At 41.0% G+C, this 12,042-nt stretch carries 9 protein-coding genes; 6 read left to right on the plus strand and 3 right to left on the minus strand.

The window, feature by feature from the left end; genetic code table 11:
- Nucleotides 1-24 precede the first annotated feature (24 nt).
- The 6 genes from MTBPR1_RS06125 (at nucleotide 25) to MTBPR1_RS06150 (ending at nucleotide 8,743) form a co-directional block, all read left to right on the plus strand.
- Nucleotides 25-2,166, plus strand: a complete 2,142-nt coding sequence (locus tag MTBPR1_RS06125; RefSeq protein ID WP_069186686.1) for a GGDEF/EAL domain-containing response regulator — start codon at nucleotides 25-27, stop codon at nucleotides 2,164-2,166.
- A gap of 153 nt (nucleotides 2,167-2,319) precedes the next feature.
- Nucleotides 2,320-5,361, plus strand: a complete 3,042-nt coding sequence (locus MTBPR1_RS06130; RefSeq protein ID WP_069186687.1) for a PAS domain S-box protein — start codon at nucleotides 2,320-2,322, stop codon at nucleotides 5,359-5,361.
- An 89-nt stretch (nucleotides 5,362-5,450) separates the two neighbouring features.
- Entirely contained in the window at nucleotides 5,451-5,816 is a 366-nt protein-coding gene (locus MTBPR1_RS06135) for a response regulator (RefSeq protein WP_069186688.1), read from the plus strand.
- Between the two features lie 16 nt (nucleotides 5,817-5,832).
- Complete coding sequence (locus MTBPR1_RS06140; RefSeq protein ID WP_069186689.1) at nucleotides 5,833-7,062, plus strand: hypothetical protein; 1,230 nt, start codon at nucleotides 5,833-5,835, stop codon at nucleotides 7,060-7,062.
- Between the two features lie 3 nt (nucleotides 7,063-7,065).
- Nucleotides 7,066-8,313: a hypothetical protein gene (locus MTBPR1_RS06145; RefSeq protein ID WP_069186690.1), complete on the plus strand. Its 1,248-nt coding sequence runs from the start codon at nucleotides 7,066-7,068 to the stop codon at nucleotides 8,311-8,313.
- Between the two features lie 31 nt (nucleotides 8,314-8,344).
- Nucleotides 8,345-8,743, plus strand: a complete 399-nt coding sequence (locus MTBPR1_RS06150) for a bacteriohemerythrin (RefSeq protein WP_069186691.1) — start codon at nucleotides 8,345-8,347, stop codon at nucleotides 8,741-8,743.
- A 39-nt stretch (nucleotides 8,744-8,782) separates the two neighbouring features.
- Here MTBPR1_RS06150 and MTBPR1_RS06155 read toward each other — a convergent pair whose 3' ends face one another.
- The 3 genes from MTBPR1_RS06155 to MTBPR1_RS06165 all read right to left on the minus strand — a co-directional run.
- Nucleotides 8,783-9,397 (minus strand): DsbA family protein, encoded by a 615-nt coding sequence (locus MTBPR1_RS06155; RefSeq protein ID WP_069186692.1) that lies wholly within the window; start codon nucleotides 9,395-9,397, stop codon nucleotides 8,783-8,785.
- A 53-nt stretch (nucleotides 9,398-9,450) separates the two neighbouring features.
- Nucleotides 9,451-10,893: a protein adenylyltransferase SelO gene (locus MTBPR1_RS06160; protein ID WP_069186693.1), complete on the minus strand. Its 1,443-nt coding sequence runs from the start codon at nucleotides 10,891-10,893 to the stop codon at nucleotides 9,451-9,453.
- Between the two features lie 649 nt (nucleotides 10,894-11,542).
- The coding region (locus MTBPR1_RS06165; protein ID WP_069186694.1) for a recombinase family protein at nucleotides 11,543-12,042 on the minus strand (500 nt) is incomplete at its 5' end.

A 12,042-nucleotide genomic window follows, 5' to 3' on the forward strand; every position in this document is an offset into this window, starting at 1 on the left:
CCCTTATCAAATGAAGGTGATGTGATGAGCCCCCACTCGACTGTTTTTATTCAAGATGAGATACATACTCAGAATATTTATTCATTTTCAAAGTTTAAGAAACTGCGCTTGGCTTTTTTCTTACGCCCTGATTTGAAAAAGCATTTACTGCCTTCACTTTCTTTAGAAAAAAAATGCGAAATTACCTTTGTTAAAACAACAAGTGATCTTCAAACATTATTAGAAACAAACAAGGTTGATGCTGTTGTCATTGATATGTCAGGCTGCATTTCTTGTGGGTTTGAATGTATAGAACATATCTGTAAAAAAGCAGGTGACAGCCCCGTTATTAGTATCGCAGACATTGATGACCCTGATTATGTAAATAAAGCCTTTAATCGTGGCATTGAAGACCTTATCCCCAAAGAGGAAGTCACAAGCAAGCACTTGTTGCGTGTGATCAGTTATGCTGTTGTGCGCAGCCAAAACCTGGCAAAGGTAAAAGCCTTTGAAGCACGTCATAGCGGCATTGTTGAAAATGCGACGGAAGGCATTTTCCAGACCACACCGGATGGGCGCTATATTCTCGCCAATCCCGCACTGGCCAGATTATATGGCTATGAGACTGCAGATGAGCTTATTTCTGATCTCACCAATATTGAAACACAGCTTTATATTGATCCCAAACAGCGCGAACGTTTTGCAAAAACAATGCGCGAAAAGGATGAAGTCCTCAATTTTGAAAGTCAGATCAGGCGTAAAAATGGTGAGGTCATCTGGATATCTGAAAATGCCCGTGCCGTGCGTAATGAAGACGGCAAAATCATCTATTTTGAAGGGTTTGTGCGCAATATCACCGCGCGGAAAGAAAATGAAAACCAGCTGACCTATCTTGCCCAACGCGACCCCTTAACAGGTTTACCCAACAGGGCACTTTATCAAGAGCGTTTAACCAAAAGTATCGAGCTTGCAAAGACGGACCAAAGCAAAGTCGGTGTCTTATTTATTGATCTGGATAACTTTAAAAAGATTAATGATACCATGGGCCATCCTGTGGGGGATTTGGTTTTGCAAAAAGTTGCAAGCCGCCTCATGTCATGTACAAATACTCAAGATACGGTCGCGCGTCTCAGTGGGGATGAATTTACGGTTATTTTAAATGATGTGCGTAGCCCGCAAATTGCAGCCAAGGTCGCCTCGCGCATCCTTGATGCTTTATCAGAACCCATTACCATTGAAAATAAACAGGTTTACGCATCGGGCAGTATTGGCGTGTCCATTTACCCTGATCATGGCGATACCATATCTGAATTGATGCAAAATGTAGATGCCGCTGCCTATCATGCCAAAAAGATGGGGCGCAATTCATATCAATTTTATACGGAAAACCTAAACGCCCAAGAAATTCGCCGCCTTGAAATAGAAAATGGATTAAGAAAAGCGGTTCATAAAAATGAACTGTCTTTGCATTACCAAGCCAAGGTGGACCTGCAAAGCGGCCAGATCATTGGTTCAGAAGCCTTATTGCGCTGGGAAAATGATATTTTAGGCAATGTCTCGCCTGATGAGTTCATCCCCATTGCTGAGGAAACAGGCTTGATCATTCCTATTGGAGAATGGGTCTTACAACAGGCCTGCCAACAATGTCGCAACTGGCTCGATGAAGGCCTAGATCCGGGCACAATTGCGGTTAACCTGTCAGCCCGCCAGTTTCACAAAAAAGGCCTGTTTGATGTTATAAAAAACATTCTTCAAACTACAGGCCTTCCCCCTGAGAGGTTAGAGTTAGAACTCACAGAAAGTGCCTTGGTGGAACATGTCAATGAAGCCATCAACTTCTTAAAAGAAGCTGAAACCATTGGCATCAAAACCAGTATTGATGATTTCGGAACGGGCTATAGCTCCTTAAGCTATCTCAAAAAATTCCCCATCTCGACCTTAAAAATCGATAGGTCCTTCATTATGGATATTCCTGATGATACAGAAGATATGGCCATCACACGCGCCATCATCAGCTTAGGCAAAAGCCTTGATTTAAAAATAGTCGCAGAAGGCATCGAAGATGAAGCCCAAATAAGCTTCTTAAAGAAACTGGGCTGTAACTTTGGCCAAGGCTATAAATTTAGCAAACCAATTGATGAAGATAGATTTGTCCAACTGCTAAAGGCAAAAGAAATATATTCATAGCCATAAGATTGCCTTTCAAATTTTTTAATCAGATCAGAGTTGGATATTCTGATTAATCTAAACGCAGAAGAAGGTTCAAAACTCAAAATAACTTTGATCAAGATAGTTTTTTAAAAAGTCGTTATACTGTAAAAAATTAAAGGGGCAGTTGCGATGAAGTTAACCACTAAGACTATTTATCTTCTGATTAATATAATGGTTTTGGTTGTCCTCTTCTCGGTCGGTTTAGTTTTTTTACTTTGGTATGATAAAGAATTCGAGCATGAACGAGCTCGTTTGATAGAGATTGTTCAGTCACGCTCTGAAATGATTGGAGCTGTTGCAAAGTATGATCAAATTGAAGGGAAGAAGCTTGGCAAATCCAATGCACAATCCCAACAAGACACCTTAAAACAAATTCGAGAAGCCCATTCACGCTTTAAAGGCTTTGGTCAAACGGGTGAATTCACATTAGGCAAAATTGTGAATGGGCAAATTGTCTTTTTACTTCGCCACCGTCATCAAGAAAAAGATCATAAACATCAAATGGTGTTTTCTACTTCTGAGGCACAGCCGATGCGCGCTGCCTTAAAGAAACAAAGCGGTATCATGGAAGGCTATGATTATCGGGGGCAAAAAGTCTTAGCGGCCTATGAATATATCGATGCTATGGACATGGGGATTGTTGCCAAGGTTGACTTGGAAGAATTGCATGAACCATTTAAAAAAGCCGCAATCCAAATCTCGCTTATGTCTTTTCTGACAATCCTTGCCGGTGCATTTTTCTTTCAAAAAACCAGCGCGCCCTTAATTCGTGTAATTGAGCGAAATGAAGAACTTCTCACCAGAGTACTAGAAGCCAGTGACGATATCGTCCTTTCAACAGGGCTAAATAATTCCATCACCTACATTAACAATGCAGGGGCTCGTATATTTAAGGAAAGCAAAGACAACATCATTGGTAAGCCTCTTGATGATTTTTTAAGTAAAAAGGCATTAATTCAATTTAATACGTCCCAAAGGATCTTGGATGAAACAGGTAAGGGACATTCCTTTGTTTGTGCATTAGACCCCAATCTATCCACACGTCTCTTTCATACTCACCAGACAACAATTAAGGCTGAAAAAGGTTTTCTAACCGGGACTGTTTGTATAGCCCGAGATGTTACTGAGACATTGGAAACACAACGGCTCTTTACGGAGAACAAAGCCTTAACTGATACGATCGTAAATAATGCAGCAGACGGCATCATTCTGTTAAATAACCAAGGCCACATTTGTATTTGGAACAAGGCCGCACAAAGAATATTTGGGTATGAGGAAAATGAAGTTTTAGGGAAAAACCCCCATTCCTTTCTGGCTTTCCCAGAAGATCAAATTGCAGGGAGCAACGCACTTGCCAATTTCCTTAAAACAGGCCAGTTAAATACTTTGCATGATGTTGTTGAATTAAAAGCACGATGCAAAAACGAAAACGTTATCGATATAGAACTCTCATTAGCCGGATTATCTCAAGATAATGGGTGGCATGCCTTGGGTATTTTTCGTGATGTGACACACAAAAAGCAACAGGAGCAGGCCTTACAGAGAGTCTATAACCAGCTCGCTGAGAGTGCTTCGAATTACAAGTATCTTTTCGATAATGCTAAAATCTCAATTTGGGATGAAGATTTCACAGATGTATATGACGCGCTAGAAGCTTTAAAAGAGCAAGGTATCAGAGATATAAAAGTCTATCTCAATGCCAACCCAGAGGTCGCTCTTAACTTGGCGCAAAAGATCAAAATCAATGATATTAATGAAGAAACGCTCAGATTATATCGCGCACAATCAAAAGAACATTTTTTCAATTCAATAACTGAAACATTCTCTGGTGATGCCCTTGATATCTTCATTGATGAAATTGATGCCATTTGGCACAAAAAATCTGGTTTTGTGACCAGTACGACCCAACGCACGCTCGATGGGAAAAGCATTTATGTAATGATCTATGTACCGATCCCTACCGAGCGCGAAGAATATAAAAACATACCTGTATCAATTCTGGATATTACCGAAACAGTCCTCACCAAAGAACGCCTAAACGAACAGAATGAGGCCTTACAAGAGCTTCAAAACATCATAGACAGAAGTCCCGCGGTCGCTTTCCTATGGAGAAATGAAGAAAAATGGCCTGTGGAATATGTATCTCATAACATTTCAGAATGGGGCTACACCAAAGAACAATTTGAAAGTGGTCAATTACACTTCGTAGATATCGTAAACCCAGATGACCTTGAACGCGTTGGTAATGAAGTCAGCCAATATATTGAAAATGATTATTCTTCTTTCGTACAGGAATATCGAATTATAGCGGCAGATGGCAGTATTCATTGGATTGATGACCGGACATGGGTCAGAAAAGACCATGAAGGCAATATCACGCATTTTGAAGGTATCTGCCTTGAAATTACGGAAAGAAAAGAAGTCGAGCGTTTACTTTGGCAATCACAAAAATCTGAAGCATTGGGGAATATGGCTGCGGGTATCGCACATGATTTTAATAATATGCTTCTGCCTGTTATTGCCCTAACAGACCTAACCGCAAACCAATGTAAAGATGATGATCCCATTAAGAGACGGATGTTAAAAATCAAAGATGCAGGTGAAAAAGCCCAAGAACTTGTGAAAAGCCTGATGATCTTCGCACGTGAAGAAGAAGTCGAGTTTAATCCAATCCATGTCTGTGATTTTCTAAGCACCACAATAGAGCTTTTAGAACAAACAATGCCGTCTTCGATGCAAATTATACAAAAAGGCGGTTGCCCTAAAGAGTATCAAGATTGTTCTATCTTAGGCAGTTTTGGTCAATTACAGTCCGTTTTAATTAATATTGCTAAAAATGCTGCTGATGCTCTTAACGGACGCACTGGCACATTTAATATTGAATGCAGTCAGTTGCTTAATGATAACAGTCATACTGATGTCGAGTTACCAGAACAAGGGGCTGTTTATTTCCATATTCGATTAAAAGACAATGGACCGGGCATGACTGATGAAGTTTTGATGCGAATCTTTGACCCATTCTATACAACAAAAGCTGTTGGCGAAGGAACGGGAATGGGCCTTGCCATGGCCAGAAGTATTATAGATAAGCATAAAGGATTAATACGAGCGCATAGTCGTAAAGGATATGGCACTACTTTTGATATATATATACCTTTAATCGTTTCATAAAATAAAAAAAGTATTTATTTTCACTTGGTTAAAGACTACTTTATACATATGTATAAGATGGTCATGCGTGTATAGATTAAGAGGTTTTTGTGGCTCATATTCTGGTTATTGATGATGAAGAATTAGCACGTTTCACCATTCGTGAAATTGTTGAAGGCTATGGCCATACAATTATTGAAGCGGTAAACGGTAACCAAGGGCTTGAAAAATTTCGCCAAAATGATGTCGACTTGATTATTACTGATATAATTATGCCTGAAAAAGAAGGCATTGAGACCATTATCGAGCTTAAGCGCGAACAACCCGATTTGAAAGTCATCGCTATATCCGGTGGTGGTCGTACAAGGAATTTGGATTTTCTCAAACTCGCAGGGGAAATGGGGGCCGATACAATTCTGGCTAAACCATTTTCTTCTGATGAACTTATGAGTGCTGTAAACAAGTGCCTCAACTAACATAAGAGGTGGCCTTATGGAAAACGAGAGTAACGATAAAAATAGTTTTACAGACTTTTTTTCCGATCGGGCTGCAGCCAGCAAAGGTCGTGTTTTTATTCTGGATTTATCCCCTGTTCAGGACCAGCTCAAAGAAAGATGGGAGCGCCTGAAAGGACAAGTCTATGCCACGGCCAAAGATGTCATCGATCACAGGATACGGCCTGATGATGTTTACTGTCAGTGGGATGAAAAAAACTACCTCATTGCTTTTGGCGCTCTAGATGAAGCCCGTGCACGAATTAAAATAAACCTGATTGCTCAGGAAATTACCCAACGTCTGCTGGGCTCACCTGACCCTCAAAATGCCATTACTGTGACAATGGCGACCGCTGATGAAAATGGGCATTTCTTCTGGCAAAAAGATACCGACCCTTCAAAGCTTGTTGAAGAAGAAGAAAACCCTCTTGCGCCCATAAAACAGGAAGATACAAGAAACACGCAAGCCCTTGTTCATCAAGATGTGGAGTTTATTTTCCGCCCGCTTTGGTTTGTTAAAAACAAAATCATCTCTTCATATTTTTGTATCCCGGTAAGACCGCAAGGCTCGGGACGTTTTTTATCAAGCTATAATGTCTTAAGTGACCACTTAAACCCGGTCGCAGTTGAAGCCCTTGATCTGTTAACCATGAAGCGGATATTTGTTGAGGCTTCAAAATTAGATGAAATAAAAAACCCGGCCCTTTTAACCGTACCGATACATTTTGAATCTATTGCTTCAACTGGGCGACGCTCCATTTTGTTAAAACAATGTCAGAAGAACCTGGCGCCACACCGCGGGCGGATTGTTGTTGAACTCACCCATTTACCAGACGGGATCCCCCAGTCGCGCTTACAGGACCTTATTCAAGCGCTTAAGCCATTTTCACGCGCTGTCATGGCACGGTTTGATTCGATGCATCGCGATTTCGCAGGCTATAAGCATGTGGGATTACATGCTGTTGGCGTTGACCTTTATGATGATCGGCGTTCTGAAGTTAAAATTATGAATGATATGGAACTATTTGCTGCATCAGCAGCCAAGCATGGGCTTCACACCTATGTGCATGGCGTGCGTTCTATCAGCCTGACAACAGCTGCGATCTGTTCTGGTATTGATTATGTGGATGGTTATGCCATCACTGATGTGCAAGAAGGGGCAAGAGACGTTAAATATTATTCTATTCGGATGCCATATGCTGCCAAATATTCTGAGGCAAAGGAATAGCCCATGAATGAGAAACGAACCTATGGCAGTGCTGAAAACTCGGCGTTACAAAAAGATTATTGGAAATTACTACGTCTGATGATCTTGGATGCCATTGAAAAAAATCCCAATGGTGTAGCTCTTTTAAAATTTGATAAAATTCATCATTTCACAGAACATGTATGGAAAGAAGCTGCAAAAACACTGGCGTCTATCGTTACTGGTGAGGCCAAAAACGTCATTCAGGGCGATGACCTTTTTGTCTCCTTTGATGAAACGTCCTATTTACTCATCGCAGAGGCTTCACAAGGCAGTACATCCTATGAACTTGCACAGAAGATTTCAAAAACCATTGGATTACACTTAAACGGAATTGGCTTGGGGAAAACATCCCTTTCGGTTCTGCGCGTTGTTGCTGTTGAAGATAACCAGATCGTTGTTGAAGACAGTTTGGAAGTAAGTCCCGCTAAAGAGCGCGTGATAGCACAGGCTACATCTTCAAATGAAGTGACTGAGCTGCTCAAGTCTGCTTCGTTCGATTTCCTTCCGCTTTGGCATGTGCGCAAGAGTTTCGTCATGTGCTTTGAATGTATCCCCAGATGGCATCAAAAAGACGGCTCAGTCCTAGATGAACATTATTTATCGGCTCATTTCCAGAAACACGATATGGAATATGCCCTTGATGCCGAGACAGTTCATCATGCGGTGGATCAAGTCGTAAATATTATTGAGAATGACCGCGTTGCCTCCATTTTAGTCCCTGTGCATTATGACACCGTGATGGAAGATGAAGGCTTTGAGAAATTTTTAAAGTCCTATGGTGAACTCATGCCCGCGTGGCGCGAACGTGTTTCCATGGAAATTAAAAACCTGCCTGATGATGTAACTTTTGAACAGGTGAAACGCGCCCTTCACAGGTTGCGGCCCTATTGTTATGGCCTATATGTGCAAGTTCCGTTTGGGTTTGACCAAATAGGAGATTTTGAAATTGATGGGCTTGTCTCTCTTGGTGTCGATCTCACACATGACACCCGTGATGAGGACGTAATTTTGGCCGATATGGAAAATTTTGTCGCTTCTGTAAATCTGAACGACAGCCTTCACACGCATGCATTAGGTTTACAAACCGTGAGCTTAAGCGTTGGGGCAATCTGTACCGGTTTTGATTTCATAGGCTGCAAGCCAATCGATAAAGAACTCGACGGTTGGGGGCTGGATGATTTTCTCGTGCGCCCAATCGATTTATATAAACAACTCTTGAAGAATAAGTAAAAGACGACTGCATTTAGGGGGAAGATTCAAAATGTCCATTTTTACATGGCAGGATGCCTATAGTGTCGATGAAGGCATGATCGATACACAACATAAGAAACTGCTCAAGATCGCAGAGACTTTATTCAATGCTGTGCTTGCCCAAAAAGAAGAAAAATATATTGAGAGCTGTTTTGATGATTTACTCAGCTACACCCAAAAACATTTTAATGATGAAGAAACATATTTTAAGAAAATCGGTTCAGAAAAATTGAGCCCACATGCTGAAGAACATAAGGTACTTGCCACAGAACTCCAGAACGTATGGCAAATGGAATTGCTTGGCTTTAATGATGAAAAGGGCCGCGAATTATTGACATGGGTGGAAGATCGTTTAATCCCACATATGATGATTGATGACTCAGAAGCCTTTCATTCAGCTAAAGACTAAATTGAGATAGATTGAACGTTCGCGTGAGAGTTAATCATCTTAAGAAATAATTTCAGTTATTGTCTCTAGACCACCACGATAATCTTTGTAGTCAAGAGGTATCATATGTATTCCTCCTTGATGTTCAAGAACCATGGATGGGAAACCATGTATAGGTAAGCTATGTGCAAACTGTAGTTCCTTAGCAAAGGTTTGCTCTAGTTGGTCTGAATTGATATCCACTTTAAATATCTCTGTATCAAGCCCTAATTCCTCTGCCAATTGAAGATGTACTTCTTGATCTGACGGGTTCATCGCCCTTAAATAATATCCCTTTTGTATGGCCAATATCATTTTTTCTTCTGCCTCTTGCCACCGCGCGGCAATAACAGCTCTGCAAGCTGGGTAGGTTGATCTTCGCGGCGTATTTTGCGTCCAAAAGTCATAGTTAAACTGAGTACCAAGTAATCCTTCAATCTTCTTCCAATAACCTGCGATCGCCTGTTGTTGCGCCAATGGCATGGGGTTATTACTGTCTGGTGCCAAACCACCAACAATATATTTTACCTGAACGCTATCTGTTATGGCTTCTTTTAAAAGCTCCCATTGAGGACGGTGTCCCCAACACCAACTGCACATTGGGTCATGCACATAATACAAAGTAGATGTTGTCATTACTTTCTCCCAGTAAGGCAAGATAATCTCATCAAAAACTTTTAACCGTCAAATTACGTTCCACAAAAAGTCCTATATCCCTCGTCTCTATTGGCAGGAGGCTGAAAAAAGCCTAAATATTCTTCGCGTTCTTCAAAAGGTTTCTCTAACACCGCATTTAAACTATCAAATGGTTCAAAATCCCCCTCTAGAGCAGAAGAAATCATGTTTTCAATTTGATGGTTCCTTGGGATATAGGCCGGGTTTTTAGCTTTCATAGCCGTTTGGCGTGCTTTGCTACTTCTCTGTTGCGTTTGTAATCTAAAACGCCATTTCATAAGCCAGTCATGAAGAATTGGATCATCTTGTGCAGAACGAAGAGAACTAAGCTTGCTTAATTTACGGAAAGTGTGCGTGAAATCGAGCTGATGATGGGCCATGATATCAAGCAAGTCTTGGCCCAATTGTTCATCCCCTAATCGTACCTCTGACAGGCCAATTTTTTCATTGAGTTCTATAGACCATGCCTTCCTATATTGATCTTGATATGTATTTAACACTGCCGTTGCACATTCTTTTGCTTTCTCTTCATTCGTGCTAATCAATGACAAGATGCTAGAGGCAAAATATGTACAGTTACATTGTCCAATATATGGTTGATTCTCATATCTGTATCTCCCTATAACATCAATGGAACTAAATACTGTTGTCGGATCATAATGATCCATAAATGCACATGGTCCGAAATCAAGAGTTTGACCAGAAATTAAAACATTATCCGTGTTCATAACACCATGGATAAACCCAAGCCCCATCCATTTTGAAATCAGCGAAGCTTGAGTGGATACCACTTTCTCTAACAAACCAAGATAAGGGTTCGTTGTTTCTTTTAAATCGGGGTAGTGCCTATTAATCACATAATCAGCCAGAGTTTTTAAGGATGAATAATCCCCCTGAGAGGCAAAATACTGAAACGTTCCAACCCGAATATGACTTTTTGAAACTCGAGTTAGAATAGCGCCAGGAAGAGGTGTTTTGCGATAGACTTCTTCACCTGTCAGCACTACAGCAAGTGCGCGCGTGGTTGGAATATTCATGGCTGCCATGGCTTCACTAATTACATATTCGCGCAAAACAGGGCCAAGGGCTGCCCTGCCATCGCCCGTTCTAGAAAAACGTGTCCGACCAGAGCCCTTTAATTGAATATCTTGACGCTCACCAAAAACATCAATGACCTCACCTAATAAAATTGCACGACCATCCCCTAACTGGGGTCTCCAGCCTGCAAACTGATGCCCTGCATAAACCATTGCGAGGGGCTCTGATCCTTGCAATATTCCATTTCCAGAAAAAATTTCCCCGGCTTTATTATGAGATAAATCTTCATGATCAAGCCCTAATTGTAGGCTCAGTTTTTTATTCAGTTTTATCAAGGTTGGAGTGCTTACGGGTGTTGGTTCCACCCTCTCGAAAAAGGAATCAGAGAGTTGGGCATAACTATTATCAAAATCCAGCATAACATAATCACCAGTAAGCAGTTTTTTCTGAATCTAGAGCAAAAAATGACTGATCATCAAACTAGATTATCGAGAAATATGACTATAGATTTTTTTATAAGTTAGAGCCATTCTAATTTAATATTTCTTGGAGAGGCTAACTTCTACATTACTTTTTTGATAATTTCTACTATGGGTCAAATCCAGTCGAACTGTCGTAACTTTTTTGTAGGAGTAAATAGGTTTACCACCGAGTGATCTCAATTACGCATGAGATGAATCGGTTTGTTGTCTGATTGAAGCTGCGGATTCTTTAACAGAATCAGTTGATCTAGACTTATTAAGTGGCTTTAAAAGTTTTACCGCAGGAATGTCGCCATTATCCCAGCGTAACTGGGACCAATATTCTTCAAGCTTCAATGCAATCTTGGGAATGCGGCTTAAATATTGATTTTTGAAACATATTGCACAAAAGAACAAAGCCCCAAGGCGTTAACCTTGCGGCTTTGAAAATGGCGCGCCCAGAAGGTTTTGTAGGTCATAGGTTCCTAATTATAAAAGGCATCACTTGCCCAGATCGTTTGTCTAAGCAAATGTCTGGTTGCCATTATGGTCTACCTCTGGCGCACAACAAAGACCAATAAAATGGATAAGCACTTTTTGGATGCTTTTACATTTTCAAAGCATTGTAATACGACGACTTACTGATATTCAGATGTTTCAAGGTAGCCGCTACAGTAACCGTAGGGTCTTTGTGGGCGTGTTGGATGTGTTTGACCAAGTCAGGCGTTAGCTTCGCTGGGCGACCGAATATGGCCCCATTGTCACGGGCGACCTGCTGCCCATGACGTGTTCTGGAAATTAAGAGTTCCCTTTCCATACTGGCTATGGCTGACATGATAGTGAATATGCAGCGCCCACCAATTGACTTTGTATCAACATGGTCATGAATGGATATGAGGTTCGCACCCTTGGCATCAATTAGTTCGCTAATTTCCAACATGTGTCGTGTTGATCTTGCAAGGCGATCCAAGCGATATACACAAAGCGTGTCTCCCTCACGAAGCAGTTCAAGAACTTTGTTGAGTTCTGGGCGTTCACGCTTAACACCTGACTCTTTCTCTTTATAGATGTCGCGTTCATCAACACCATATTTCAATAAGGCATCAA

The sequence above is a fragment of the Candidatus Terasakiella magnetica genome (genome assembly GCF_900093605.1).
Taxonomy (GTDB): Bacteria; Pseudomonadota; Alphaproteobacteria; order Rhodospirillales; family Terasakiellaceae; genus Terasakiella; species Terasakiella magnetica.

What these genes read in the sequence shown, in the direction of transcription:
- MTBPR1_RS06145 (WP_069186690.1), top strand. Translation starts at nt 7,066, where the DNA reads ATGAATGAGAAACGAACCTATGGCAGTGCTGAAAACTCGGCGTTACAA.
- MTBPR1_RS06155 (WP_069186692.1), bottom strand. Translation starts at nt 9,397, where the DNA reads ATGACAACATCTACTTTGTATTATGTGCATGACCCAATGTGCAGTTGG.
- MTBPR1_RS06150 (WP_069186691.1), top strand. Translation starts at nt 8,345, where the DNA reads ATGTCCATTTTTACATGGCAGGATGCCTATAGTGTCGATGAAGGCATG.
- MTBPR1_RS06125 (WP_069186686.1), top strand. Translation starts at nt 25, where the DNA reads ATGAGCCCCCACTCGACTGTTTTTATTCAAGATGAGATACATACTCAG.
- MTBPR1_RS06140 (WP_069186689.1), top strand. Translation starts at nt 5,833, where the DNA reads ATGGAAAACGAGAGTAACGATAAAAATAGTTTTACAGACTTTTTTTCC.
- MTBPR1_RS06160 (WP_069186693.1), bottom strand. Translation starts at nt 10,893, where the DNA reads ATGCTGGATTTTGATAATAGTTATGCCCAACTCTCTGATTCCTTTTTC.
- MTBPR1_RS06130 (WP_069186687.1), top strand. Translation starts at nt 2,320, where the DNA reads ATGAAGTTAACCACTAAGACTATTTATCTTCTGATTAATATAATGGTT.